Origin of the sequence: Roseateles amylovorans (assembly GCF_025398155.2) — a bacterium.
GTDB lineage: Bacteria > Pseudomonadota > Gammaproteobacteria > Burkholderiales > Burkholderiaceae_C > Roseateles > Roseateles amylovorans.
The window spans coordinates 1,822,846-1,848,252 of record NZ_CP104562.2; the positions used below are offsets into that span (position 1 = coordinate 1,822,846).

The following is a 25,407-nucleotide window of genomic DNA, read 5'->3' on the forward strand; positions in this document are numbered from 1 at the left end:
TTTTTAACCGCCGCGCAGCAGGGACAGGACCTGCTGGGGCAACTGGTTGGCCTGAGCCACCATCGCGTTGCCGGCCTGCTGCAGGATCTGCGCCCGGCTGAGGTTGGAGGTTTCCGCCGCAAAGTCGGCGTCCATGATCCGGCTGCGGGCCGACATCTGGTTCTCGTAGGCGACCTGCAGGTTGGAAATCACCGCATCGAACCGGTTCTGGGTGGCGCCCAGGGTGGCGCGCTCCGAGTTGACCCGGTTCAAGGCGTTATCAATGTTGGCCACGACGGTGGCGATGGCCGCTGGATCGGCGGTGGCATCGATCACGGCACGCCCGGTGCCCGAGTTGTCGGTGCCGGCGATGTTGGTGATGCTGGCGTCCTGGGTGAGGTCGGGCGTGGTGACCGCGATCTCATCGTTGGCCGTGGTGTTGGGGCCGACCTGGAAGGTCTGCGGTGTGGCGGCATCGGCACCGAGGATGTACTTCCCGTTGAAGGTGGTGCCGCCCAGCACCCGCTGCATTTCCTTGGCCAACTCGCCGAACTCCTTGTCCAGGGAGTCCTTGTCGCTGTCGGCATTGGTCGCGTTGCGGGCTTGGATGGCCAGTTCCCGCATCCGTTGCAGGGAGTCGGCCACCTTGCCCAGTGCGCCTTCAGCCGTCTGCGACAGGGAGATGCCGTCATTCGCATTGCGCATTGCCACGCTCATGCCGCGAGCCTGCGCATTCATGCGTTCGGCAATCGCCAGGCCGGCGGCATCGTCCTTGGCGGAGTTCACCCGCAGGCCCGACGACAGCCGTTGCATCGACGTCGCAAGGGACGACTGCGAGGCGTTCAGATTGCGTTGCGCGTTCAGCGAGGCAATGTTGGTGTTGATGGTCTGTGGCATTGATGCACTCCTGCGGAGATCCTGTCCTGGCTGCGATCCGGATGTCGATCGTGGTTGACGCTGTCGTTCCCGACCTCGCCTGCCGATCCTTGCTGCGGGAATCGCAGGCTTGAAGGAATCTGCCGGTTGGACCGGTGGTCGAGCTGATCATTCCTGCTCGATGGACTCATTGTGAAGAAGGCGCAGGGGTGGCAAAGCCTCGATTAGCGGGTGGAACACCGCCCAAAAGAAAAGAAGGCCCCGCAGCCTCCCGGTAAGCCGGGAAGCGGCGGAGCCTTTGAAGTCGCCGGCCTTGCGGACCGGCGCTTGAGGAGAGAGTCTGACTGTGTCGTGGACGTCGGCGCCTGCATCGGCACCGACACCGACACCGACACCGATACCGATACCGATACCGATACCGACACCGGTTCCGGCGCCCAGCCGGCGGGCGCGCGGGCCCGTCGGCGATGCGTCCTGATCAGCCGCGCAGCAGCGACAGCACCTGCTGGGGCAGCTGGTTGGCCTGGGCCACCATGGTGTTGCCGGCCTGCTGCAGGATCTGGGCGCGGCTCAGGTTGGCGGTTTCTGCGGCGAAATCGGCATCCATGATCCGGCTGCGGGCGGCGGTCTGGTTCTCCACCGAGATCTGCAGGTTGGAGATGATCGCGTCGAACCGGTTCTGCGAGGCGCCCAGCACCGCGCGCTGTCCGCTGACCTGCTTGATGGCCGCATCGATGTTGTCGATCACCGTGGCCAGGGTGGCTGGGGTCGAGGCGTTGTCGATGGTGCCGGCGGTCACGGCGGTGATCGTGGCATCGCTGGTCAGGTCGGTGGTGATCACGTCGACCGAGTCGTTCGCCGTGGTGTTCGCACCGATCTGGAAGGTCTGGGTGCCGGCATCAGCGCCCAGAATGGCCTTGCCGTTGAAGGTCGTTCCACCCAGCACGCGGCCGATTTCCTGGCTGAGCTGCTGATATTCATTGCCCAGCGAGTCCAGGTCGGAGGTGGTGTTGGTGGCATTGCGGGCCTGCACCGCCAGTTCACGCATGCGCTGCAGGGCGTCGCCCACCTTGGACATCGCGCCTTCAGCGGTCTGCGACAGCGAGATGCCGTCGTTGGCATTGCGCTGCGCCACATTCATGCCGCGAACTTGTGCATTCATGCGCTCGGCGATGGCCAGGCCGGCGGCGTCATCCTTGGCCGAGTTGACCCGCAGGCCCGACGACAGCCGCTGCATCGAGGTGGCCAGCGAGGACTGCGAACCTGCGAGGTTGCGCTGCGCATTCAGCGATTGCAGGTTGGTGTTGATGATCTGAGCCATGATGAACCATTCCTTTCGGTGACAGGGACCTTGCCGGCCCGTCGGACGTTGAGACAACTGTCCGACTGAGCCGGACCACGCGGCCCTAGCTGAAGATTTGCGGACCCGTTGAAGCAGTTATCGGGTCGCCCAGGAATGGACTTGAGCCCTTCTTGAAAAGAAAGGTTGTAACGGCACCGGCGGGCCGTGATGGATTGCCGCCTCGCTGCGACCGACCTCCGGTCTGCATCGCGGCCAACCCCATGAACAGGGACATCTCCCGATGTCACCCTGCAGGCGCGCGTCCTTTTGCGGCCTCGGTCTTCGCTTCGGCAGGCGCCTGGATGCCGGCTCGCGATCTCCTTCGCATCCGTCTCCGGCGATGGGCCGGGTGCCAGACGGGAAGGAGATCGCGCCACCCGGAACCAAGGTGCCGGGTCACGCGAACCACCACCGGATCGACCGCGCCGCGCGTCGCCTCGCCCCGGCTGTGGCCAGGGCCCCTCGCGCGAGGCCCTGCGGGCGCCGGCGTTGCCGGACCTCTGCAGGGCCTGCCTCCTGTGGAGGCCGGCGTCGGCCGTGGGTGGCTTAGCGCAACAGCGCCAGCACTTGCTGCGGCTGTTGGTTGGCCTGGGCGATCATCGCGTTGCCGGCCTGCTGCAGGATCTGCGCGCGGCTCAGGTTGGCGGTTTCCGAGGCGAAGTCGGCGTCCATGATCCGGCTGCGGGCAGCGGTCTGGTTCTCCACCGAGATCTGCAGGTTGGAGATGATCGCGTCGAAGCGGTTCTGCGAGGCACCCAGCTTGGAACGCTCGGTCGACACCGTCTTGATGGCCGTGTCGATGTTGTCGATCACGGTGGCCAGGTCGGTGGTCGTCGAAGCGTTGGTGATGGTGCCGTTGGTCACAGCCGTGACCGTCGTGTCGGTGGTCATGTTGGTCGTCTGCACGTCCACCGAGTCATTGGTGGTCGTGTTGGCGCCGATCTGGAAGGTCTGGGTGCCTGCATCGCCGGCCAGGATGGCGCGGCCGTTGAAGGTCGTACCGCCCAGCACGCGCTGGATTTCCGAGCCCAGTTGGGCGTATTCCTGGCCGATCGAATCCAGGTCGGAGGTGGTGTTGGTCGCGTTACGCGCCTGCACCGCCAGTTCACGCATGCGCTGCAGCGAATCACCCACCTTGGACAGCGCGCCTTCAGCCGTCTGCGACAGGGAGATGCCGTCATTCGCATTGCGCTGGGCGACGTTCATGCCGCGGGTCTGCGCCTGCATGCGGTCGGCGATGGACAGGCCGGCGGCGTCGTCCTTGGCGGAATTCACCCGCAGGCCGGAAGACAGGCGCTGCATCGACACGGCCAGGGAGGACTGGCTGGTGGAGGTGTTGCGCTGGGCGTTGAGCGACAGCAGGTTGGTGTTGATGACTTGGGCCATGATTGCTCCTAACAGCTATACATAAATACCGGCAAAAGCGCCGAACCACACATGAGCGCCGTAAGCAGGTGCTCTTGCTGAACCTCACGGGGCGAATGCCCTGCTGGGTCCCAGTCCGACGCTAGTCAACCGTTGCCGCCCGCCCTCCTGGGGCTCAGGTCGCGAGGCCTTCTAACCGGACCACGGTTCTGTCTGAAGTTGATTCAGCAGACCCGTTGTTTTGGTTGTCGGCACCTGCGCCATAGAACTTGAGGGCGATTTGTCAAGACTTTGAAAGCTGGATAAGCGGGTCTGACAACAGGCTTTTGTCGTTTGACTTTCAACCGGGGCTGCCGGCCGAAAGTGCCGCGACGGACACCCCTGTTCTTACGGCCGTTTGGCGGCGGTATTGAGGGGGAAACCCGGCGCTTTTCGTGCGCTCGATCACGGGGGTGCCACCCTAAAGTGCGTCTCAGCGCTGCCGACAGGGCGGTGCCCGTCCCGTCCCCGCACCTTCAATTTCAACCCGACCATGGAGAGGCCTATGCCGCAGCAAACGCAAATGAAGGCACGGTCCGCCGTGTCGATGATGTCCCCGGTGGTGGCTGATGCCGATCGCCGAGTCCGTCCCGGCTCCCGCGAGTCCCAGCTGTTGCTGGCGCAAGCCCGCAACGTGGCTTATGCCCAGGCGGCACAGGGCCAGATCGGCGACGGGGTGAGCCTGTTGTGCGACGCGCTGGTCATCGATCCGTCCAGTGTGGAGTTGCTCTCGGACGTCGGCGCCTTGCTGCTGTCTGCGGGGCAACTGACGGACGCTGCCCTCTATTCGCACCGGGCGATCGAGCTCTCGCCCCACCATGCGCCAAGCCTGTATACGCTGGGCTTCGCGTTGTCGGGCCTGGGTGAGATCAAGTCCGCCATCGAGGTCCTGACCACCTTGAGCCAGGGCGAAGCGCTGGCCTCGCTGACCCGGGACACGCCGGATCTGGTGCCGCTGGTCTTCACCGAACTGCACCGCTTGCAAGCCGCGGGCTGAAGGCATCGCCTGACACCGTACGGATGCAGGGATCACCGCATCGCTGTCTCCGTATCGCGCACCATTCCCCCCCCCGACGCCCGCCCAGCGCGCGTTCAACAAAGGCCGCATTCGCGGCCTTTGTTTTTTCCTCCCTCGAGGCGATGCCCGGAAACCGCCAGGCGGGAAAGGGAAAGGGACAGGGAAAGGGGAAGGGGAAGGGAGCGGAGAGCGGGCGGGTCGAAGCGACCCATTCTGCGAGTCCATAGCCGATGACATTGGCTGTCGGCGTACATCACGACGGCGCAGGATGTGGTGCGTGTTGGACGGGGTGTGACTTCGTTCACGCTGCCGGGTGTCTTTGGCGGGTGCGGGGGGGAGGGGGGCGGTGGAAGGGCAGGGTGATGCGGATTGGAGGGGCGGGTGGCCCCTTTCCGGAAGTCAAGGAAGTGAATTCGACACCCGCCAGGGTGGCGAAGAGAGGGACATGGAGGAAAGGGGCCACCCGCCCCTCCAATCTTGCTCGGTCTGTGAAGGACGGGGGCGGCAGCAGGGCAGCAGGGCAGGGAACGTGGGTCAATGACATCAACATGCCAGTGCGCCCCCACTGACTACGCCATCTTCCGGCCACCCGGTCAGCCGGTCAGCGCAGGGCTCCCTGACAGCGCGGCAGGCCCGCATCCCGCTCAGACGACCCTGCCCATCGGCACGCTGTCATCCGCCCGGAACACCGCCCCTATGGGCATGTAGGAATCAGCCCTACAAGACCGTCGGCGCGATCCCTAACCTGGATCTGGCGTGCGCCTGATGTTGCGAACGTGGACCTGCCTCCAGAATTCATTCCATCGCAGCAAGACACCGCTGCCCCGAACGACCGCAAGGAGTGCCCCGAGATGAACGCTGACCAAATCCTCGCCGAAATCCGCGAAGCCAACCTGTCGTACCTGATGTTGGCTCAGAACCTCATCCGTGCGGATCGCGAGCAAGCGTTGTATCGCCTGGGTATCTCGGAAGAGACGGCTGTGTTGCTGAACACCCTGAGTCCTGCTCAGATGATGAAGATGGCGTCGGGCAACACGTTGCTGTGCCGCTTCCGCATGGATGATGACCTGGTCTGGGGTCTGCTGACCTCCCACGGCAAGCCGGCGGCGAACGATGGCGTGTCCCGCCTGCATGCGTCGATTCTGATGGCGGGTCGCCATCAGGAAGCGGCCTGATCCTTCCTTCAGCGCCCGCCGGCACACGCTCTTCGGGGCGTCTCGCGCGGGCCTCCTCAGGCCACCGGGCGACGGGCGGGCATCCAAGCTGCTTCCGTCAACGCCTGACCCCACGATCGACGCACGGAGACACCATCATGCGCACCAAGTCCATCCTGACCGAAGCCAAGCAGATCGAACGCGCGGTCACCCTGATCAAGCTGGGTGCGCGGTTGCAGGTGCTGGAGTCCGAGACGGACCTGAGCTATGAGCGGCTGCTGCGTCTGTACAAGGAAGTCTCGGGCAAGAGCCCGAGCAAGGGCCAACTGCCGTTCTCGACCGACTGGTTCATGAGCTGGCAGCCCAACATCCATGCCAGCCTGTTTCTCAACATCCACGAGTACCTGAACAAGGTTGCGGAGATGGACGAGATCGACGTGGTCATCAAGGCCTATCAGCTCTACGACGAGCAGACGAAGGCGCAGAGCCTGGAGCAACTGCTGTCGGTGACGCGGGCCTGGCGGCTGGTGAAGTTCGTGGACAACGGCATGCTGACGATGACCAAGTGCAGCAAGTGCGGCGGTCATTTCGTGACCCATCCGCATGAAGTGGCCAAGCATTACGTCTGCGGCCTGTGCAATCCGCCCGCACGTGCCGGCAAGGGCAAGGCCGCCGGCGGCATCCAGATGCATTGACGGACCGATCGACGGCAAGGTCGGCAGACGATGCAAGCCCGATGGCGTGTCGGTCTGGTGGTGATCGCCCGAGATGAGGCGGCCACCCTCAAGCGCTTGCTGGACAGCGTCCGTCCCCATGTCGACGACGTGCTGGTGATGGACACCGGCTCCACCGACGACACGCCGCGCATCGCGCAGGCTGCGGGTGCGCGCCTGGCCACCTTCACTTGGTGCGACGACTTTTCGGCCGCACGCAATGCGGCACTGGCCGCTTCCGCCTCCGACTGGCATCTGGTGCTGGATGCGGACGAGTGGCTGATCGACGGCGGCGACGTTCTGGCCGCACTGCGTCACACCTCCCCCGATTTCGTGGGCACCATCGCCCTCCAGGATCAATTTGACGGCGGCACCGCTCAAGCCCGCTTGAGCCGGGTGCTGCCGGGTGCGGTCCGCTATGCCGGACGCATTCACGAGCAGCCCATTCACGGGCTGCCGGTCCGCCCCTTGGCGATGCGCGTCGGCCATGACGGCTATCTGCCCGATCGGCTGCAGGCCAAGCAGGGTCGCAATGCGCTGCTCCTGCAGCGTGCGCTGGAGGACCGGCCACACGATGCCTACCTCTGGTACCAGCTCGGCAAGGACGCATTCGTCTATGAGGACCATGCCAAGGCCGAATCCGCATTCGCTGCCGCCGCCGAGCGGCTGAGCTCGCCGCCGTCATGGTGGCGAGATCTGGTGGCGCGTCGATTGTTCGCGCTCAAGCGGCTGAAACGTCACGCCGAGGGCATGGCGCTCGCCGAATCGCAATTGCAAACATGTGCAGACTCGCCTGACTTCTTCTTCGCCGTCGGCGACCTGCTGCTGGACTGGGCGGCGGATGAGCCGACGCTGGCGGAGACACTGCTGCCGATGATTGAAGATGCCTGGAGGCGCTGTCTGGAGATCGGTGAGCGGCCGGATCAAACCGGTGCGGTGACCGGTCGGGGCAGCCATCTGGCCGCCTACAACCTGGCTTTGGTGCTGGACGCCACCGGCCGCGCGGACGAGGCGCGCGCCCTGCGGCAGTCTTTCCCCTCGCTCGGTTGATCCGACGAAAAGCAGCGCCGGGATGGCGCTGATCTGGCAACTTGTAGGAAGTTCCCTGACAAACCTGTCGGCGCGACACCTAACCTTTACATGGAAGCGACCTGATGTGCGCTTTGTGTCGGGGTCTCCACAATCCGTCTCACGTTGAAACGAATGCCAGACGGCACCAGGAGCCCCGAGATGAACGCAGACCAGATCCTCGCCGAGATTCGCGAAGCCAACCTGTCGTACCTGATGCTGGCTCAAAGTCTGATCCGCACCGACCGCGAACAGGCGCTGTTCCGTCTGGGCATCTCTGAAGAGACCGCTTCGCTGCTGGACACGCTGAGCGCGTCGCAGATGCTGAAGATCGCCTCCGGCAACACCCTGCTGTGCCGATTCCGCATGGACGACGACCTGGTCTGGGGCCTGCTGACTTCGCACGGCAAGCCCGCCGCCAACGACAGCGTCTCCCGCCTGCATGCCTCCATCCTGATGGCGGGTCGCCATCAGGAAGCGGCCTGAACAGCCGGCCTGATCGCCACATTGCGCCGGTCCGTCCGGCGCCGATGCCCGAGAATTCCAGCGTCCCCCGTGACGCTCCCTGATTGTTTCGACGCTTCTCGCAAGAACTTGAGACCGGAGTCCCCCCATGCGCACCAAGTCCATCCTGACCGAAGCCAAGCAGATTGAACGCGCGGTCACCCTGATCAAGCTGGGTGCGCGGTTGCAGGTGCTGGAGTCCGAGACGGACCTGAGCTATGAGCGGCTGCTGCGTCTGTACAAGGAAGTCTCGGGCAAGAGCCCGAGCAAGGGCCAACTGCCGTTCTCGACCGACTGGTTCATGAGCTGGCAGCCCAACATCCATGCCAGCCTGTTTCTCAACATCCACGAGTACCTGAACAAGGTCGCGGAGATGGACGAGATCGACGTGGTCATCAAGGCCTATCAGCTCTACGACGAGCAGACGAAGGCGCAGAACCTGGAGCAACTGCTGTCGGTGACGCGCGCCTGGCGGCTGGTGAAGTTCGTGGACAACGGCATGCTGACGATGACCAAGTGCAGCAAGTGCGGCGGTCATTTCGTGACCCATCCGCATGAAGTGGCCAAGCATTACGTCTGCGGCCTGTGCAATCCGCCCGCACGTGCCGGCAAGGGCAAGGCCGCCGGCGGCATTCAGATGCATTGAGGCGGGTGGTCGCCACCGCATCCCCCTGGCGCTGGCCGCTGCTGGCGCTGCTGAGTTGGGCGGCCTGCTGGGCGGTCTGGCGCGGCTTCGGACCGGGTTGGCCGGCAGCGCTGGCGGCCTGCGGCCTGGGGTTGGTGCTGGCAGCGCCGCACCGGCAGTCCTGGCGTCGCCTGATCGTGGCGGCCGGGTTCCCGCTGGCCCTGGTGGTGACCGGCGCGGCGTTGCCGGCATGGAGCTGGCTGATCGCCCTGGTGCTGCTGCTGCTGGCCTATCCGCGACGCGGCTGGACCGACGCGCCCTTGTATCCCACCCCCCACGACGCCTTGCGCGGATTGCCCCAAGCGGTGCCGCTGCCCGATGGGGCCCGGGTGCTGGATGCCGGCTGCGGGATTGGCGACGGATTGATGGCCCTTCGCCGCGCTTATCCGCGTGTGCGGCTGGAGGGCATTGAATACAGTGCGGTGCTGTGGCTGCTGGCCCGGCTGCGGTGTCCTTGGGCGCGCTTGTCGCGCGGGGACTTGTGGGCACAGTCGTGGGCGGAGATGGATCTGGTCTATCTCTTCCAGCGGCCGGAATCCATGCCGCGGGCCCTGGACAAGGCGCTGGCCGAGCTCGCACCCGACAGTTGGCTGGTGAGCCTGGATTTCCCGCTGCCCGGACAGCGGGTTCACGCGCAGCTGGAGACAGGGACGCGGCATCGGGTGCATGTCTACAGAATGCGGGATTTGCGCACGGCGCGGACCTGACCGCCAAGTCAGGCCGAGACAGCGGGCCCTGTCGCCCCCGACACTCGGGGCCGGCCCCACCGCTGCGACGGCCATGAGGACCTTGAGGACCTTGAGGGGTGCGGCGGTCAGTCGATCCAGTGATCGAGCGATCGAAAGATCGAAAGATTCAAAGATCGGGCGGTCCCGCGAGACGCCATCGACCCATCCCCGGATGAGCGGCCTGGTCGCTCAAGCCGGCAGGGATTCGGTCGATAACGGATGAGACGAGTCGTGTCGAAAGGGGACACGATGGCAACGGCATTTAGGACGGATCAACTTCCATGTTTGTCATCATTGGTTGGCTTCTGGCCCTGGCGTGCATCTTCGGCGTGTTCATTGCGCACGGGGGCAATATTGGGGTGGTGCTGAAGGCGCTGCCCTTCGAGATGACCACCATCTTCGGTGCGGCCATCGGCGGCATGCTCGCCACCAATCCGCCCAAGGTGATGAAGGCCACCATGAAAGGCCTGGGCGACTGCTTCAAGGGCAGCAAATACACCAAGGCGCGCTATATGGAGTTGCTGGCGCTGCTCTACGACATCCTGCAGAAGGCCCGCAAGGAAGGCCTGATGTCGATTGAAAAGGATGTCGAGGATCCGCACAGCTCGCCGCTGTTCCAGAAATACCCGACGGTCGGCAACGACCACCATGTCGCGGAATTCATCACGGATTACCTGCGGATGATGGTGTCGGGCAATCTGAACGCGCATGAAATCGAATCCTTGATGGATGCCGAAATCGATACCCACCACCACGAGGCATTTCTGGCCGTGATTGCGCTGCAGCGACTGGCCGGCGGCCTGCCGGCCTTCGGCATCGTGGCGGCGGTGCTGGGCGTGGTGAACACCATGGGCTCGGTGGGTCAGCCGCCGTCGGTGCTGGGCGGCATGATCGGGTCGGCGCTGGTCGGTACCTTCCTCGGGATCTTGCTGGCTTACGCGTTCGCGGAGCCGCTCGCCGGGGCGCTGGAGGCCAAGGTCGACGAGGCCGGTAAGGAATTGCAGTGCATCAAGACCACGCTGCTGGCGTCGATGCAGGGTTATGCGCCGCAAGTCGCCATTGAATTCGGTCGCAAGGTGCTTTATTCGACCGAGCGTCCGACCTTTGCCGAGCTGGAAGGCCATGTGAAGGGCAAGAAATAATCGCCCCGCACCGCGCCTTGACCATCCAACCCTCCGGAGCTGACCGCCATGGCCGGTGACGCCAAGAAACTCCAGCCGATCATCATCAAGCGGGTGAAGAAGGGCGGCCATGCCGCTCACGGCGGCGCCTGGAAGATCGCCTATGCCGACTTTGTGACGGCGATGATGGCCTTCTTCCTGCTGATGTGGCTGCTGGGCTCGACCACCGAGGGCGACAAGAAGGGCATTGCGGACTATTTCGCCTCGCCGCTGAAGGTGGCGATGTTCGGCGGCTCCGGCTCGGGCGACGCCTCCCACATCATCAAGGGCGGCGGCCAGGACCTCACCCGTCAGACCGGTCAGGTCAAGGCGGGCGATGTCGAATCCCCGCGCAAGACGATCAATCTGAAGGCCTTGAAGGAAGAGCAACGTCGCGCCGAGCGTGTGCGGCTGCAACAACTCAAGGACAAGGTTGAGAAAATCATCGCGGACAACCCAAAAATTGCGGCATTAGGTGGACAAATCCGCCTTGATATGACTCGCGAGGGCTTGCGTATCCAAATCGTGGACGAGAATAATCGACCAATGTTTGACAGTGGCAGCGCCGTGGTAAAGCCGTATATGCGCGAGCTGCTTCAGGAACTCGGCTATGTGTTGTCTGAAGTGCCCAACCGGCTGACGCTGGAAGGTCATACCGACGCCCAGCCGTTTTCCGGAGGCGAGCGTGGATACAGCAACTGGGAGCTGTCCGCTGACCGTGCCAACGCCTCGCGTCGCGAGTTGCTGGCCGGTGGATTGCCGGATGCGCGCGTCCTGCGGGTGCAGGGGCTCGCATCCAGCAAGCTGCTTGAAACCCAGGATCCGAAAAACCCGATCAATCGCCGCATCAGCATCATCGTCATGAACCGCGATGCTGAAGATGCGGTGCTGAAGAACCTGACCGATGACGAGGATGCTCCTGCCGATGCCGCACCGCCCGCTGCCTCACAGGCCCCCGCACAGGCCCCGCCACAGGCCTCAAGTTCCGCACCGGTGAGCCGATAACGCTCGAATCCCCGTCTTCCGTCCGCCGCGAGAGACCGTCTCCCAGACCTCCAGTCCCCTCAGAGGAACGCCATGAGCACTGACATGAAATTCTTGATCGTCGACGACTTCTCGACCATGCGCCGGATCGTGCGCGGTCTGCTGAAGGAGATCGGCTACAACAACGCCGAAGAAGCGGAAGACGGCGTCGAGGCCCTGAGCATGCTCAAGCAGGCGAAGTACGACTTCGTCGTCTCGGACATCAACATGCCCAACATGAATGGCTTTGAACTGCTCAAGGCCATCAAGGAAGACGCCACCCTCAAGCACTTGCCGGTGCTGATGGTGACCGCCGAGGCCCGCAAGGAAGACATCGTGCTGGCGGCCCAAAGCGGTGCGGCCGGCTACATCGTCAAGCCCTTCACCAAGGCCACACTGGAAGAAAAAGTCCAGAAGATCATGCAGAAACTGGCCGCCGCGGCCTGACGCTGGAGTTGCACCATGCAGATGGAAGAGTTGGCCAAACTGAGCGCCGGTACAGACTCGTTGAGTGTGTCGCCGGAAGTCTTTCAACAAATCGGCACGATCACCCGTGTGCTGCATGACACGATGCAGCAACTGGGTGTCATGCCCAAGTTGCAGGTCGCGACCGACGGTCTGCCCGATGCCCGCAGCCGCCTGACCTACATCGCCAACAAGACGGCCGATGCTGCCAACAAGGTGCTGAATTCGGTCGACCAGGCCAAGGCCGAGCACGCCAAGATCACCGACGCCGCCAATGCGATGGCCCAGGCGATCACGGCCGATCCGGTCAAGGCAGTGGCCAGTGGCGCGGTGTTCAACTTCGTCAAGGAGGTGGAGGCCTCCACCTCGAAGATCGACACCCACCTCACCGACATCATGCTGTCGCAGGACTTCCATGACCTGACGGGTCAGGTGGTGGCCAAGGTCGTGACCCTGGCCAATGACCTGGAAGACAGCCTGGTCAAGTTGCTGGTTTCGGTGGTGCCGCCCGACCAGCGCGAGAAAGTCGACGCCAGCATTCTGCAAGGGCCGGTGGTCAGCCCCGAGGGCCGCACCGACGTGGTCTCCAATCAGTCGGAAGTGGACGACCTGCTGGCTTCGCTGGGCTTCTGAGTCTTCGCACCGGTTGGCGTCCTGCCGCCGGCGCCACCTGCTGATGGCTCCACCGCCGCCGCCTCGATCGAGGCCGCGGCGGTTTTGTTTTGGGCGCCTGCAGAGCGCGTCTGGCCGGCCGTCCGGGAGTCAAACCGGCGCTGATAGTTCATCCAATTGGCAAGCCCCTCGCCCAGCAGTTCGCCGGGCTCGGTGTCGCGAGCCGACAGCTGCGGCGCCCAGGTCTGCAGTCGTTCCAGCATCAGATGCCAATCGCGTTCCGGCATCGCCTGCTGCAAGGCGTTGGCCCAGCCGGCGGCGCTGCCTTCCAGAGGCGTTCCGGGACCTTCCTTGAAATGAAGCACCGGTTCGCCGCCGATGGTGCCCTGGATGACGACCGAAGGGGGCGGGTGCATCTGCTGGATATCTTGCAGGGCGTCGGCGCCGAAGGCGATGGCAGGCAGGCTCCTGGGAGGCAGGAGGTCACACAGCAAGGCCATGCAATACCGGGCTTCGAGATCGCGCCATGGATGGCCCGCCCGCAGGCGTCCCGCGAGGGAGAGGTCCAGCGCCTGTGGCGCGGTGTAGGGAGCAGCGGCGGCGCGGCTGATGCGCCGCGCGGCGCCGGCCCCTTGGACGAAGGCCGATGACGTGCCGCGAGACCGATCCGCGGTGCCAACATTCCCTGCCGCGCTCGACTCGAGAGGCGTCCCGTAGGCTGGTCGCGCCGTCGGCACATTGACCCCGCCCTCGGTGGACCGAAGCGCGCGCACGGTACCGGTGGACACGAGCTCGGCACCGGCGATCCGTGGTTCGGGTGGCGTCAGGCGCCCTGGACCTGGCCGCAGTCCCAGCAACTGTGAACGGGAAGCCCGATAGCCCAAACCGGTCAATAGACGAATGTCCATCGAAGTCAAATTGGCATGCCGCGTCCACAACCGCTTCGCGTACTGCCGTGCCACTTCGAATTCGAGGCGGGGCATCTCCTGTGCGATCGCGAGCAAATGAGGCCCGAGGGGCACTGCTGTCCGTTGATCATCCTTGACGCGACCGATGTCTGCACCGGAAATGAGGCAGACGATATCGTCGGTGAGCTCGGGAAAAGTCTCTTGCAGCCGTCGTGCGTAGTGGATGTTGGGTTCGTGGGGGCCCCTGCTGCATTGCGCTTGGATGTGCGCATACTCGGCAGGCAGCGATTTAGACGTTCGCACGATGTGTTCGGCAACGAGACCGGAGATCTTTGTCGCCTCTACCAACTGATAGCTGTGGAGTTGTGGGAATGTGGCGAGGAGGCGCCGAGCATAGGTCCTGGCGATCTCCCCCTTTGCTTTTGGCACGGAGGCCACCGCGGATCTCCAGTTCTTGTGGCATCCCCATGGACCTGCGTCGGTCGGCGCGGCGCCGCCGGGAGCGGCGCGGGCCGTTGGCGTCGGCCGGGGAACAGACGGCCGGCCGCTGACGCCGGGCACCACCGGTGAAGGGGGCGCCTTCGCTGCGAGGTCATCGGATGGCGCGCGTCCGTTGGGGTCGTCGTGGGTGTCGGATGCACAGCCCTGCGCGTTCTGGGTGAGATCGTTCTCAACCGGCGACGTGGTGTACAGGTCAGCGGCGGACGGTGATGAGCCAGGTGAGAGATACATGAGCGGTCTCCAATGAAGGTCGGGCCAGTCGGGTGATCGCCGAGAGGGCGCCGAAAGGTCGCCGAGAGGACGTCGAGCACACGCGGGTGTCGGCCCGGCTGCGGTGTGGTCCGGGTGAGTGAGCCGGTCGTGATCAGGGGAAGGGGCTGGGGGCGCACGTCACGTCAGACAAAGGCCATGTCCGCGCTGGCTTGGGCCTGAACCCGGAACCCATCGAGTGCTTTGCTCAGCAAGTCGGCCCAGGTCGCACACGGCGGCTTGGCCCAGTGGTTCAGACGAATCGTCAACTGGTTCCAAGCGTCGCTGGGCAGGACCACGGAGAGGGCATGAGCCCAGCCCTCGGGGCTGGTTGTCAGCGGCTCGACGCAGCCATCGGCGAAGTGCAGCACCGGGGCGCCGCCGGCCGCAAACTCGATTGCGACCTCTGGCCGTGGACGAAGCTGCGCGATGCGGTTCCGGGCGTCTGGGCCCGTTTGGATCAGATGCCGCGGGAAGTAGGGATCGAGCAGGGGCAACACCCTCACGCATTCAATCGCCTGCTCCAGGGACCAGGGCACGTCGCGGCAGGACCGTCCGCGCAGGACGTCTACATCGTGGGAAGCGCCGGGTCGCATCGGTGCCGGGCCTTCGGCGTCCGGCGCGCGCTCCCGCGTCGTGCTGTGGTCTCGGACGCACTCGGGACGGGCCGGGCAACTGGCAGCGCCTGCGTGCCATCCCACTGGGCGAAAGGCCGAGGTGCCGGTGGCGGGCCAGGGCTCGAGGTCCTGAGTTGCCGGACGTGTGCGCTTGGTCGGGCTGGCCTCGCCGGCATCGGTCGACTCGTCGCCGGGGCTTGACCTGGTCAAGTCGATGACCACCGGCAAGGGGCGAGCAGCCGTTGCTTGCGTCCGGCATGAGCGGCTCTCCAACGAGCCCGGGAAGACGCCGTACGGATCATGCCCCGACGTCCGGTCGGCAGCCTCTTGTTCCGCCAGTCGCTTGCCCATCTCGATGAGCGCCGCTCTGGTGTGGCCAAGTAGATGCCCGCAGATCCGTTCAACATCCACTTTTTTCAGCTCGGGATGCGCGGCGAAGATTCTGCAGCCCCGATTCAACGATGACTCACCCTTTTGGAGGGGAAATGCCTGTGCAATGGCCCGCAGTGCCGGGGTGATGGGCTGGCTTCTTGAATGGCACGCCTTGGCGGTCGGCTTTGCGCAGCCAGACAGCGCGGTCAACTCGGACACCGAGAGGTTGGGCTGCTCCTTCATGAGCTGTCGCATGTGGCTTTGAAAGCTCGTGAACTGACGGGGTGGCACCTTCTTCAGCAGCAGGTTGTGGTCCGTGACCGCCGGAGTCATCGCCGCCAGGATCCGCGCAACGCAGCGTTCGCTCTGGCCGGCGCAGTCGGCCAGCTCCTGGATGGTCAGCTCGGGATGCAGATGATGCGCACGTCGGATGAAGTCCTGCGGTGTCCTCTGCAATTCGTCGGCATATCGGCGCTTCAGTGTCGTGAGCGTGGAGGTACGGGAGGTCGCGTTCCCTGAGGGCACGACATCCGGCGCGAGGCGAGGTTGCAGTTGAGGGGGGATCGTGGCCGGTCGCAAGGTCGTCCATGGCTGGCATGGCGGCGAGACGGCGGGTTGCAGAAGGGCGATCAATCGCGGAGTGGGGGGCCCCGGTCGCGTTTGCAGCATGGTCATGGCCTGGCTGCTCGATGTGAACGACGTCGGCCCGGAGGCCGGGGCGGTCGATTCCGTCAGCGCGCTGGAGGCGTCATTCGGCGGTTTGGTGTGGCTCGCCTGGGGCCCATGCCATGACGGCGCTTCGTCGTGCGCGGTGACGGTCGTGTCGAGCGCGGCGGTCGTGTGGTGAAAGGCGGCCGCGGAGAAACTCGAAGATGAAGGGGGAAAGAACATGGGCGTGGTCCGAGGTTGGAGGCGTGTTCGCCGCTGCAAGCGACATGCAGGAGCGAAAGGAGGCTGAGACCCGGTGCTTTGACCGTTCTCGTGGTTGGTGGCCCTGCCCGTGCGTGAGTTCGCCGGAGCGCCATGGTTGAAGGCGGGCGTCCGCCGCAGACGCCGAGTGTCCTGCCAGCCGGACGTGGCTCGCCGTGTTGCCAACCGGCCACCGGTACGACCCGTGGTGCGGACCCCGATGCGCGTGAGCCTCGTTGGGCCTCGGCGCAGTGAAACCTCGGTTTTCCCCCGCTTATCAGCCCAAAGCCGACGGCACCGCCGGCGAACAATGGCGAGGCCACGACATGGCGTCGTGCTTCGCCCATGGCCGAACCAGACTCACAAGACCGCAACCTACCCGCCTCGCAGAAGAAGATCGAACGATCTCGTCGCGAAGGCCAGATGCCGCGTTCGCGCGATCTGCCGCATTTCGCGGTGATTGCGACGGGCGGGGCCTTGCTGTCCTGGTCCGCGCCGCGGGCGGTCGACACCCTGCAGCGCATGCTCGAAGGCGCGCTGCGCTTCGATGCCGAAGAACTCCGCACCGCCGGCATGATGACCGAGCGGCTCTCCGCACTGACCTGGCAGGGCGCCATGCTGTGCCTGCCGGCCTTGCTGATCCTGGCCGCAGCGGCGATAGCCGCCCATCTGGCGGGCGGCGGCTGGAACTTCACGATGAAGCCGCTGACGCCGAAGTTCGACCACCTGAACCCGATCACCGGCATCGGGCGGCTGTTCCAGTGGCAGCAACTGACTCAGGCGCTCAAGGCCTGCGCCCTGGCGCTGGTGCTGGGCATCATCGGCGGGCTGGCGCTGAAGGACCGGGTGGCCGGCTTCGTGGGCATCATGTCGGTGCCGCTGCCGGCGGCGCTGGCCTTCGCCGGCAAGCAACTCATGGGTGGGTTGTCCTTGCTGGGGCTGGCCCTGGCGCTGTTCGCCATCATCGATGTGCCGCTGCAGCGTCATCTCTATCTGAAACGCCTCAAGATGTCCCGCGAAGAGGCCAAGAATGAGATGAAGGAAGCCGAGGGCAACCTCGAGATGAAGCACCGCATGCGCGCCAAGGCCCGTGAGCTGGTCAAGCGCCGCATGCTGGCCGCCGTGCCCAAGGCCGATCTGGTGGTGATGAACCCGTCCCACTATGCGGTTGCCATCGCCTACGACGAAACCAAGATGGGCGCGCCCCGGGTGGTGGCCAAGGGTCTGGATCTGCTGGCGTTCAAGATCCGCGACATCGCCAAGGACAACAAGGTCCCGGTGTTGCGGGCGCCCGCCCTGGCCCGTGCCCTGTATGCCCATGCCGAACTGGATCGTGAGATCCCCGGCGCGCTGTTCGGCGCCGTGGCCCAGGTGCTGGCCTATGTCTACCAGCTCAAGGCCGCGATGGCGGGGCGCGGCCTGGCGCCGCAGGCAGTGCCGAACCCACCGGTGCCCGATGAGCTCGATCCGCACAAGAAGCCGGGCTGGACGCCGCCCGACGAGGAGCAGGACGATCTGCTCACCCCGGCCTAGGGCCCCGAGCCGTGAGCCTCGGTACACGGCGCCGCGCCCGCCGTGCCAGCCTGAAGAACACGCCCTTTTTCCCCGCTTATCCGGCTAAAGCCAAGGGCCGTGTGGCCGAACAATGGCGGGGCGACGGCATTGCGTCGTGATCCCCACCGCTGTCTGAAGGCTGAGCACACATGAACGCGCTGATGGCCCGTTTGCAGAACCTCCTGGGACCCCGTGGCGCCATCGTCGGCGCGATGGGCGCGCCGATCGCCATCATGATGATCCTGGCGATGATGGTGCTGCCGCTGCCGCCCTTCGCCCTGGACCTGTTCTTCACCTTCAACATCGCCATGGCCATCATGGTGATGATGGTGGCCTCGCAGATGGTCCGGCCGCTGGACTTCGCAGCCTTTCCGACGGTGCTGCTGATCACGACGCTGCTGCGCCTGTCGCTGAACGTGGCGTCCACCCGGGTGGTGCTGATGGAAGGCCACACCGGTGCGGGGGCCGCCGGCCAGGTGATCGAATCCTTCGGCCATTTCCTGATCGGTGGCAATTTCGCGGTCGGCCTGATCGTGTTTGCCATCCTGGTGGTGATCAACTTCATCGTCGTCACCAAGGGGGCGGAACGGATTGCGGAAGTTGGTGCGCGCTTCACCCTGGATGCCATGCCGGGCAAGCAGATGGCGGTTGATGCCGACCTGTCCGCCGGCCTGATCGACGAGAAAGAGGCCAAGCGCCGCCGGGCCGAGCTCGGTGATGAGGCGGACTTCTTCGGCGCGATGGACGGTGCGTCCAAGTTCGTTCGCGGCGATGCGATCGCCGGCATCCTGATCCTGTTCATCAACATCATCGGCGGCTTCGTGATCGGCGTGGCTCAGCACGGCCTGTCGGCCGGCCAGGCTGCCGACAGCTACATCCTGCTGGCGGTCGGTGATGCGCTGGTGGCGCAGATCCCGGCGCTGCTGATCTCGGTGTCGTCCGCGCTGGTCGTGTCGCGCGTGGGCAAGGACAAGGACGTCGGTCAAATGATCGGCAAGCAGGTGTTCGGCTCGACCAAGGCGGTGGCCATCACCGCCGGCGTCGTGTTTGTGCTGGGCCTGATCCCCGGCATGCCGCATCTGGTGTTCCTGATCATTGCCGGCGGCCTGGGCTACCTGGCGTACTGGATGCATGAGAAGGCGGCACAGGCCAAGGCCGCAGAAGCCGCCAAACCGGCCGTGCCGACGCCCGGCGCGCCGAATCCCGACGCCGAAGCCAGCTGGGACGACCTGGTGCCGGTGGACACCCTGGGCCTGGAAGTGGGCTACCGGCTGATTTCGCTGGTGGACAAGAGCCGTGAAGGCGATCTGCTCAGCCGCATCAAGGGCGTGCGCCGCAAGTTTGCGCAGGAGGTCGGCTTCCTGCCGCCGTCGGTCCACATCCGCGACAACCTGGAGCTTCGGCCCAGCCAGTACCGCGTCACCCTGCGCGGCGCGGTGATCGGCGAAGCCGAGGCCTATCCCGGCATGTGGTTGGCGATCAATCCCGGGCATGCCACCCAGAAGCTGATCGGCACCCAGACGACCGATCCCGCCTTCGGATTGCCGGCGGTCTGGATCGAAGACCGGCAGCGGGAAATGGCGCAAATGGCGGGCTTTACCGTCGTTGATTGCTCGACTGTGGTGGCCACACATCTCTCACACTTGCTCCAAGTTCACGCGGCCCGCTTGTTGGGTCGGGTGGAGACCCAGCAGCTGGTGGACCACCTCACCAAGCAAGCGCCCCAACTCATCGAAGACGTGATTCCCAAGATGATCAATGTCGCCACACTGCAACGCGTCCTCCAGTTCCTGCTGGAAGAGGGCGTGCACATCCGCGACATGCGTTCCATCGTGGAAAGCCTGGCGGAGAACGCTGCCCAGGTGAACAACGATCCGGCCGAACTGGCCCGTCGCATCCGCATCCACATCGCTCCGGCGATCGTGCAGCAGATCTACGGTCCGGCCAAGGAACTGGACGTGATTGCGCTGGAGCCCGAGTTGGAGCGCCTGGTGACGCAGGCCCTGAATTCGCCGCATGGCGCGGCCCTGGATCCGGGCGTGGCCGATACGCTCGCTCGCAGTGCCGCGCAGACCGCGCAGTCCCAGGAAGACCGCGGACTGCCCGCGTGCCTGCTGGTGCCCGACCTGATCCGTGCACCGCTGGCCCGTCTGCTCAAGCGCGCTGCGCCCCGGCTGAAGGTGCTGGGCCACAGCGAGATCCCTGAAACGCACACTATCCGCATCGGCTCCATCATCGGAGGCACGGCATGAACGTCAAGCGCTTTACCGCCCGCAACACCCGCGAAGCGATGTCCCTGGTCCGCCAGGCTTTCGGCGACGATGCGGTCGTGCTCTCCAACAAGCCGTGCCCCGAGGGCGTTGAAGTCCTGGCCATGGCGCCGGAAGGCATGTCGCAGATCGAGCGTGTGGCTGCGTCCGCCCCGCGCGTGGCGGCCCAGCCGCCGCGTCAGGCGCCGCAATCGCGTGCTCCTGCGCCGCAGCGCCAGCCGGTGCAGCCGCAGGAGCCGCCGCGTCAGGCGCTCAAGCAGCGTCTGTCGGGCGCCGCACCGCGGCAGGAGCCGGGCTTCGGCCCGTCTGCCGCTGCGCAGCCCAGCATTCATGAAGATGTCAATGCGATGGCGATGAGCACCCTGTCCTTCCAGGACTATGTGCGCGAGCGCATGCTCAAGCGTCGCGCCGCCGAGATCAACGGCCATCCCGATCCGATGATGGATGACCTGCCGGCGGCCGCGCCGATGACCGAGACCGTCGCCTCGATGGCGCAACTGCGCGACCAGCGCGCGCGCTCGGCCATGCAGACGCTGGGCGCCCGTCGCATGGACAACGCCCCGGCCTACGCGCCGGAGCCGATGCCCGCGCCCGCACCGCGCATCGTGCCCCCGGTGCTGCGTGACGAGATCCGCGTCAGCCCTCCGCAACTCAACGACATGGCGGGCTATGGCCACCACAGCCTGAACGACAGCCTGCCATCCTCGCGCCGCGAGCAGGAGATGATGACCGAGCTGCGGGCGATGAAGGGCATGATCGAAGAGCGTTTCGGTGCCCTGGCCTTCATGGAAAAGCTGCAGCGGCAGCCGGCCCAGGCCCGTCTGACCCAGAAGCTGCTGGACGCCGGTTTCTCGCCGGCCCTGGTGCGCAAGATGGTCGAGGGCCTGCCGGCCCAGGTGACCGAAGAAGCCGAGGTCAGCGCCTGGGCATCCAATGTGCTGGCTCGCAATGTGGCCACGGCTGAGCAGATGCCGCCGCTGGAAGATCAGGGTGGTGTGTTCGCGATGATCGGCTCCACCGGAGTCGGCAAGACCACGACCACCGCCAAGATCGCGGCCGCCTTCGCCACCAAGTACGGCGCCAGCCAACTGGGCCTGATCACCTTGGACGCCTACCGGATCGGCGCCCATGAGCAATTGCGGGCCTACGGCCGGATCCTGGGCGTGCCGGTGCATACCGCGCATGACCGGGCCTCGCTGGAAGATCTGCTGGACCTGCTGTCGTCCAAGAAGATGGTGCTGATCGACACGGCCGGCACCGCCCAGCGCGACAGCCGCACCGCCGAGCTGCTGGACATGCTGGCGCACAAGAGCATCAAGCGCATCCTGGTGGTCAATGCGGCCCAGCAGGGCGAGACCATCGAGGATGTGGTGAGCGCCTGGCGCGGGGCCGAGGCACAAGGCGTCATCCTGTCCAAGCTGGATGAGGCGGTGAAGCTGGCGCCGGCGCTGGATACGGTGATCCGTCACAAGCTGCGCGTCCTCGGGGTGGCCAACGGCCAGCGGGTGCCGGAAGATTGGCACCGCCTGTCATCCCAGGCGCTGGTCCAGCGAGCCCTGCGCAGCCACGGCCAATCGGCCTGGCGCATGGATTCGTCGGATGTGAACCTGATCTTTGCCGCCGGCACGGCGTTCAACGGTCCAGGCCACGGCGCCACGCCGATGGGCATCAACTGACCATCCGGTCAGCATCCTGGGAACCGATCGGCCGGTCACTCCTTGGAGGGCCGGCCGATTTGTCTTGTGGGGTCTGCACCGTGCGCGGTGCGACATCAGGAGCAGCCAGCGCCGCGTCGGTCGCGGCCACCGACATCGATGCGGACAGCCGCGATGGGGGAGAGAAAAGCGGGGTGTTTCCCCCTTTCAATCCCGCGTTGCGGCCCCGGCCTCCCGGCGAAACTTCCGGTAACGGCTCCAGATGGCGCATCTCCGACACAGGGATGCACCTGGGGTCCAACACGACAGCCCAGACACAGAGTTGCCCATGCGCGATCCGATGAGCCTCAGCAATGCGCCGAAAGACCAGGCCGATGGCCTGCGCCGACTCTTCGCCACCGCCCGTGTGCGCGTGGTGCCGGTGGTGAGCAATCCGCATGTGGTGGGCAGCGGTGCCTTGCTGGAAGGCCTGTGTGCCGCATTCGGCGAGTTGGGCCTGCATACCTTGGTGGTGGATGCCGGCGAACGCGCCGGTGTGCCGTCAGAACTCGCGGCGGTGGACCTGGCGGCCTGTGTCGAATCCCTGTCAGCCAAGGTGTCTTTCCTGAGCGCACGCGGCCTGCCGCTACGCTATGTCAATGCCCACGGCTCCGCCGCCCAGTTCCTGGAAGCGGTGACCGATGCGGCGCCGTTCGCCGATGTCGTCCTGTTGCATGCGAGCGCCGCCGAACTGTCGCGGGTGCTGGTCTCTCGAGAGGTGCGCCCGGTGCTGCTGGCCGATACCGATGTGCAAAGTGTGACCCATGCCTATGCCGGCATGAAGTGGCTGACGCAGCGCGCCGGCCTGATGGTCTACAGCCTGCTGATGGCCTGTTCCCCGCAACTGCGCCTGGCCGAGCGCATTGCCCAGCAGCTGTCCAGCTGCGGGGATGGTTTCCTGGGGGCGGTGCTGCGGGACTGGGCCTGCCTGGATCCACGCCAACCGGTGACTGCATCCCTGACGCATGAGATGCGGCATCTGGCCCGCGAACTGCTGCTGGCCTCCGTACCCGGTGCCGCCATCGACACCGCCGCCGAGGCGATGCCGTTGAGGCCCCGGCCGATGTGGCAACCCAAGCCCGGACGCGCGCCGCAGGACGCGACCCTGGCCGCGCATTGACGTTGGGATTGGAGACGACGATGTACACCGCCAAGGGCCAACTCGACAACAACAGCCTGATCCGCCAATACAGCCCGCTGGTGCGACGCCTGGCGCATCAGATGATCGCCAAGCTGCCGGCCAATGTGGAGCTCGATGACCTGATCCAGGTCGGGCTGATCGGACTGACCGATGCGCTTTCGCGCTTCGACACCGCGCAAGGGGTGCAGTTCGAGACCTTCGCCACCCAGCGCATTCGCGGCGCGATGCTGGATGAGCTGCGCGGCTCCGACTGGATGAGCCGGGGCAGTCGTCGACAGCAGCGCTCGATCGAGAGTGCGGTGCACAAGCTGGAGCAGAAGCTGGGCCGCGCGCCTCAGGAATCGGAGATTGCCGCCGAAATGGGCTTGAGCCTGGGCGAGTACCAGGACATGCTTTCCAAGGTCCGCGGCACGCAACTCGTCTATCTGGAAGACATCTCCGGCGACGATGACAGCGACGACTACCTGGACCGGCACGTGGGTGACGAATCGGCTGACCCGATGAGCATGCTCCGGGATCACCGGATGCGCACCGCGTTGGTGGAGGCCATCAAGAACCTGCCGGAGCGCGAGGGTTACGTCATGTCCATGTACTACGAACATGACATGAACCTCAAGGAAATCGCGGCGGTGCTGAAGGTGACCGAATCGCGGGTGTGCCAGCTGCACAGCCAGGCGATTGCGCGCTTGCGGGTGAAGCTGCGCGATTGGTGATCTGATGGCCGGTGCCGTGCCGGTCTGGTGAAGTCGGCCTCCCTGATGCCCCCGTTGCGGGACCATCAGGGAGGCCGATGTCATTCCCGCCGTCCGTTCCAGCGTGCGCTGCGGCAGCCGGGCTGTCGTCGGGCTGTGGTCGGGCTGTGGTCGGGCCGGCGCGCACGCCTGCGGCATCGGTCATGAATTGATCACGATTCGTGACCGGCGGCACGGGCAAGCGACGGTCCGTCAGTCGATACCCTGCTTGGCGCATGAGGGCGCGACTGATACAACGCATCTCAAAGGCCGCAACAGCGGCCATCCATCAGAAGGGGAGAGCGAATGTGGGAGACATGGCGCAAGCGCGCAGGGAGCGCGCCTGACGCGACCGACCCGGGCGCGGGATCTGCGGCCTCGAGTGCCGCTTCGAATGCGGCTTTGATCCGGGCGGCAGAGAACAACACCCAGGTCGTGCGGGCACTGTCCGGCGGCGTGTCCAAGCTGGGCCGCGACGCTGCTGAGGTGCGGGGCTTGCTGGAGGATACGCAGAAGGTCGTGCTCTCCCAGGCGCAGGCGATGCAGGCCTTGGGCGGGGAGTTGGAGCAGGTCCGGCATGCGCAGGACGGCATCAACCAGTCCACCGATCAGACGCGTGAGGCCGTGGGCCGCGCGCGGGTGGCTCTGGCGGGCGTGGGCAATGAGGTTGGCGGCATCGTGGCCACCCTGCGCCAGGTCTCCGACGCCGCATCCGAGATCACCAAGATTGCGCTCCAGACACGGCTGGTGGCCTTCAACGCCTCGGTGGAGGCCAAGCGTGCCGGGGAGGCCGGCCGGGGCTTCGGCGTCGTGGCCGATGCGGTGAAGGACCTGGCCGCACAGGTGGAGGCCTCGTCCAAGGCCATCATGGGCACCGTCGGGGCGTTGGACACCCGCATTGAGGCGTTCAGCCGCGAGCTGCGTGCGGACACCGCCGGGCAGAGCGCCCGGGCCCACCAGAGTTCCATCCATCAGGCCTTCGCCGATGTCGAGGCGGACGTAGACCTCATCTCGCGTTCTGCTCAGGAAAGCCAAGCCACCACCCAGCAATTGGCGGAGCGTTCCGGCGCGCTGGGCTTGGAGATCCAGCAGGCCATGCGCAACCTGGACGCCGCCTTCGCCTGCAGCGATCGGTTTCTGCGGCTGTCGGAACAGATGATCGAGCAGATCGCATCGAGCGGCGTGCCGGTCGATGACTCGCCCTACATCGAGGCCGTGCAGCAAGCGGCCGCGGAGATCTCGGCCCTGCTGGAGACCGCGGTGCGTGAGCGCCGCATCGACCTGTCGGCGTTGTTCGACGACCAGTATCAGAAGATCGCTGGCACCGATCCGCAGCAATACCTGACCCGCTTTACCGACGTGGCGGACCGCGTGTTCCCGTCGGTTCAGGAGCACATGCTGTCGTTCTCCGACAAGGTGGTGTTCTGCATCGCGGTCGACCGCAACGGCTATGTGGCCACGCACAACAAGCGCTACTGCCAACCGCAGCGCCCGGGTGAGACCGCGTGGAACACCGCCAACAGCCGCTATCGACGCATCTTCAACGACCGCACCGGTCTGGCATCGGCCCGCAACCAGCGGCCTTTCCTGCTGCAGACCTATCGCCGCGACATGGGCGGCGGTCACTTCGTGTTGCTGAAGGAAGCGTCTGCGCCGGTGACCGTGGCCGGCAAGCACTGGGGCGGTGTGAGGTTGGCCTTCGGCTTCTGACGGCCCGTCGCTCCGGCCCC

22 protein-coding genes are annotated in these 25,407 nt (G+C 65.5%); 17 read left to right on the forward strand and 5 right to left on the reverse strand.

What is annotated here, in order from left to right:
- Positions 1–3 precede the first annotated feature (3 nt).
- The 3 genes from N4261_RS07855 to N4261_RS07865 form a co-directional block, all read right to left on the reverse strand.
- On the reverse strand, positions 4–876 hold the full coding sequence (locus N4261_RS07855; RefSeq protein WP_261759614.1) for a flagellin N-terminal helical domain-containing protein: 873 nt from the start codon (positions 874–876) through the stop codon (positions 4–6).
- Positions 877–1,333: 457 nt separating this feature from the next.
- Positions 1,334–2,176 (reverse strand): flagellin N-terminal helical domain-containing protein, encoded by an 843-nt coding sequence (locus N4261_RS07860; protein WP_261759615.1) that lies wholly within the window; start codon positions 2,174–2,176, stop codon positions 1,334–1,336.
- 567 nt (positions 2,177–2,743) lie between these two features.
- Positions 2,744–3,583, reverse strand: a complete 840-nt coding sequence (locus N4261_RS07865) for a flagellin N-terminal helical domain-containing protein (RefSeq protein ID WP_261759616.1) — start codon at positions 3,581–3,583, stop codon at positions 2,744–2,746.
- Between the two features lie 541 nt (positions 3,584–4,124).
- On the opposite strand from N4261_RS07865, the gene N4261_RS07870 reads away from it, so the two are divergent.
- The 11 genes from N4261_RS07870 to N4261_RS07920 all read left to right on the forward strand — a co-directional run bounded on the left by N4261_RS07870 (position 4,125) and on the right by N4261_RS07920 (position 12,752).
- Positions 4,125–4,598, forward strand: a complete 474-nt coding sequence (locus tag N4261_RS07870) for a tetratricopeptide repeat protein (protein ID WP_261759617.1) — start codon at positions 4,125–4,127, stop codon at positions 4,596–4,598.
- Between the two features lie 872 nt (positions 4,599–5,470).
- Positions 5,471–5,794: a flagellar transcriptional regulator FlhD gene (flhD, locus tag N4261_RS07875; RefSeq protein ID WP_261760645.1), complete on the forward strand. Its 324-nt coding sequence runs from the start codon at positions 5,471–5,473 to the stop codon at positions 5,792–5,794.
- Between the two features lie 137 nt (positions 5,795–5,931).
- Entirely contained in the window at positions 5,932–6,468 is a 537-nt protein-coding gene (gene flhC / locus N4261_RS07880) for a flagellar transcriptional regulator FlhC (protein WP_261759618.1), read from the forward strand.
- A 30-nt stretch (positions 6,469–6,498) separates the two neighbouring features.
- Positions 6,499–7,536: a glycosyltransferase gene (locus N4261_RS07885; protein ID WP_261759619.1), complete on the forward strand. Its 1,038-nt coding sequence runs from the start codon at positions 6,499–6,501 to the stop codon at positions 7,534–7,536.
- A 180-nt stretch (positions 7,537–7,716) separates the two neighbouring features.
- A complete protein-coding gene (gene flhD, locus N4261_RS07890; protein WP_261759620.1) occupies positions 7,717–8,040 on the forward strand; it encodes a flagellar transcriptional regulator FlhD in 324 nt (107 codons plus the stop codon).
- A gap of 127 nt (positions 8,041–8,167) precedes the next feature.
- Positions 8,168–8,704, forward strand: a complete 537-nt coding sequence (gene flhC / locus N4261_RS07895) for a flagellar transcriptional regulator FlhC (RefSeq protein WP_261759621.1) — start codon at positions 8,168–8,170, stop codon at positions 8,702–8,704.
- A 5-nt stretch (positions 8,705–8,709) separates the two neighbouring features.
- Complete coding sequence (locus N4261_RS07900) at positions 8,710–9,450, forward strand: class I SAM-dependent methyltransferase (RefSeq protein ID WP_261759622.1); 741 nt, start codon at positions 8,710–8,712, stop codon at positions 9,448–9,450.
- 302 nt (positions 9,451–9,752) lie between these two features.
- Positions 9,753–10,613 carry a flagellar motor stator protein MotA gene (gene motA / locus N4261_RS07905; protein WP_261759623.1) on the forward strand — a complete coding sequence of 287 codons (861 nt, stop codon included), beginning with the start codon at positions 9,753–9,755 and terminating at the stop codon, positions 10,611–10,613.
- 48 nt (positions 10,614–10,661) lie between these two features.
- Positions 10,662–11,636, forward strand: a complete 975-nt coding sequence (gene motB, locus N4261_RS07910; protein WP_261759624.1) for a flagellar motor protein MotB — start codon at positions 10,662–10,664, stop codon at positions 11,634–11,636.
- 72 nt (positions 11,637–11,708) lie between these two features.
- A complete protein-coding gene (gene cheY / locus N4261_RS07915; protein WP_092947725.1) occupies positions 11,709–12,101 on the forward strand; it encodes a chemotaxis response regulator CheY in 393 nt (130 codons plus the stop codon).
- Positions 12,102–12,116: 15 nt separating this feature from the next.
- On the forward strand, positions 12,117–12,752 hold the full coding sequence (locus N4261_RS07920) for a protein phosphatase CheZ (RefSeq protein ID WP_261759625.1): 636 nt from the start codon (positions 12,117–12,119) through the stop codon (positions 12,750–12,752).
- Here N4261_RS07920 and N4261_RS07925 read toward each other — a convergent pair.
- On the reverse strand, positions 12,710–14,371 hold the full coding sequence (locus N4261_RS07925; RefSeq protein WP_261759626.1) for a hypothetical protein: 1,662 nt from the start codon (positions 14,369–14,371) through the stop codon (positions 12,710–12,712). The genes N4261_RS07920 and N4261_RS07925 overlap by 43 nt on opposite strands.
- A 164-nt stretch (positions 14,372–14,535) precedes the next feature.
- On the reverse strand, positions 14,536–16,269 hold the full coding sequence (locus tag N4261_RS07930) for a hypothetical protein (protein WP_261759627.1): 1,734 nt from the start codon (positions 16,267–16,269) through the stop codon (positions 14,536–14,538).
- A gap of 363 nt (positions 16,270–16,632) precedes the next feature.
- Between N4261_RS07930 and N4261_RS07935 the strand changes: the two genes are divergently transcribed.
- The 6 genes from N4261_RS07935 to N4261_RS07960 all read left to right on the forward strand — a co-directional run bounded on the left by N4261_RS07935 (position 16,633) and on the right by N4261_RS07960 (position 25,387).
- The gene (locus N4261_RS07935; RefSeq protein WP_261759628.1) at positions 16,633–17,820 is read left to right on the forward strand and encodes an EscU/YscU/HrcU family type III secretion system export apparatus switch protein; all 1,188 of its coding nucleotides are present in this window, start codon (positions 16,633–16,635) and stop codon (positions 17,818–17,820) included.
- A gap of 170 nt (positions 17,821–17,990) precedes the next feature.
- Positions 17,991–20,093, forward strand: coding sequence for a flagellar biosynthesis protein FlhA (flhA, locus tag N4261_RS07940; protein ID WP_435532022.1), 2,103 nt, complete (start codon positions 17,991–17,993; stop codon positions 20,091–20,093).
- Positions 20,090–21,787, forward strand: a complete 1,698-nt coding sequence (gene flhF / locus N4261_RS07945; RefSeq protein ID WP_261759629.1) for a flagellar biosynthesis GTPase FlhF — start codon at positions 20,090–20,092, stop codon at positions 21,785–21,787. The genes flhA and flhF overlap by 4 nt, the downstream gene beginning before the upstream one ends.
- Before the next feature lie 307 nt (positions 21,788–22,094).
- Positions 22,095–22,925 (forward strand): MinD/ParA family ATP-binding protein, encoded by an 831-nt coding sequence (locus tag N4261_RS07950; protein ID WP_261759630.1) that lies wholly within the window; start codon positions 22,095–22,097, stop codon positions 22,923–22,925.
- A 20-nt stretch (positions 22,926–22,945) separates the two neighbouring features.
- A complete protein-coding gene (locus N4261_RS07955) occupies positions 22,946–23,659 on the forward strand; it encodes an RNA polymerase sigma factor FliA (RefSeq protein ID WP_261759631.1) in 714 nt (237 codons plus the stop codon).
- A gap of 324 nt (positions 23,660–23,983) precedes the next feature.
- A complete protein-coding gene (locus tag N4261_RS07960) occupies positions 23,984–25,387 on the forward strand; it encodes a methyl-accepting chemotaxis protein (protein WP_261759632.1) in 1,404 nt (467 codons plus the stop codon).
- Positions 25,388–25,407: the final 20 nt, after the last annotated feature.

Excerpts from the sequence above, each read along its gene's own strand:
- N4261_RS07855 (WP_261759614.1), bottom strand. The coding sequence starts at position 876 with ATGCCACAGACCATCAACACCAACATTGCCTCGCTGAACGCGCAACGC.
- N4261_RS07860 (WP_261759615.1), bottom strand. The coding sequence starts at position 2,176 with ATGGCTCAGATCATCAACACCAACCTGCAATCGCTGAATGCGCAGCGC.
- N4261_RS07865 (WP_261759616.1), bottom strand. The coding sequence starts at position 3,583 with ATGGCCCAAGTCATCAACACCAACCTGCTGTCGCTCAACGCCCAGCGC.
- N4261_RS07870 (WP_261759617.1), top strand. The coding sequence starts at position 4,125 with ATGAAGGCACGGTCCGCCGTGTCGATGATGTCCCCGGTGGTGGCTGAT.
- flhD (WP_261760645.1), top strand. The coding sequence starts at position 5,471 with ATGAACGCTGACCAAATCCTCGCCGAAATCCGCGAAGCCAACCTGTCG.
- flhC (WP_261759618.1), top strand. The coding sequence starts at position 5,932 with ATGCGCACCAAGTCCATCCTGACCGAAGCCAAGCAGATCGAACGCGCG.
- N4261_RS07885 (WP_261759619.1), top strand. The coding sequence starts at position 6,499 with ATGCAAGCCCGATGGCGTGTCGGTCTGGTGGTGATCGCCCGAGATGAG.
- flhD (WP_261759620.1), top strand. The coding sequence starts at position 7,717 with ATGAACGCAGACCAGATCCTCGCCGAGATTCGCGAAGCCAACCTGTCG.
- flhC (WP_261759621.1), top strand. The coding sequence starts at position 8,168 with ATGCGCACCAAGTCCATCCTGACCGAAGCCAAGCAGATTGAACGCGCG.
- motA (WP_261759623.1), top strand. The coding sequence starts at position 9,753 with ATGTTTGTCATCATTGGTTGGCTTCTGGCCCTGGCGTGCATCTTCGGC.
- motB (WP_261759624.1), top strand. The coding sequence starts at position 10,662 with ATGGCCGGTGACGCCAAGAAACTCCAGCCGATCATCATCAAGCGGGTG.
- cheY (WP_092947725.1), top strand. The coding sequence starts at position 11,709 with ATGAGCACTGACATGAAATTCTTGATCGTCGACGACTTCTCGACCATG.
- N4261_RS07920 (WP_261759625.1), top strand. The coding sequence starts at position 12,117 with ATGCAGATGGAAGAGTTGGCCAAACTGAGCGCCGGTACAGACTCGTTG.
- N4261_RS07925 (WP_261759626.1), bottom strand. The coding sequence starts at position 14,371 with ATGTATCTCTCACCTGGCTCATCACCGTCCGCCGCTGACCTGTACACC.
- N4261_RS07930 (WP_261759627.1), bottom strand. The coding sequence starts at position 16,269 with ATGTTCTTTCCCCCTTCATCTTCGAGTTTCTCCGCGGCCGCCTTTCAC.
- N4261_RS07935 (WP_261759628.1), top strand. The coding sequence starts at position 16,633 with ATGGCCGAACCAGACTCACAAGACCGCAACCTACCCGCCTCGCAGAAG.
- flhA (WP_435532022.1), top strand. The coding sequence starts at position 17,991 with ATGAACGCGCTGATGGCCCGTTTGCAGAACCTCCTGGGACCCCGTGGC.
- flhF (WP_261759629.1), top strand. The coding sequence starts at position 20,090 with ATGAACGTCAAGCGCTTTACCGCCCGCAACACCCGCGAAGCGATGTCC.
- N4261_RS07950 (WP_261759630.1), top strand. The coding sequence starts at position 22,095 with ATGCGCGATCCGATGAGCCTCAGCAATGCGCCGAAAGACCAGGCCGAT.
- N4261_RS07955 (WP_261759631.1), top strand. The coding sequence starts at position 22,946 with ATGTACACCGCCAAGGGCCAACTCGACAACAACAGCCTGATCCGCCAA.
- N4261_RS07960 (WP_261759632.1), top strand. The coding sequence starts at position 23,984 with ATGTGGGAGACATGGCGCAAGCGCGCAGGGAGCGCGCCTGACGCGACC.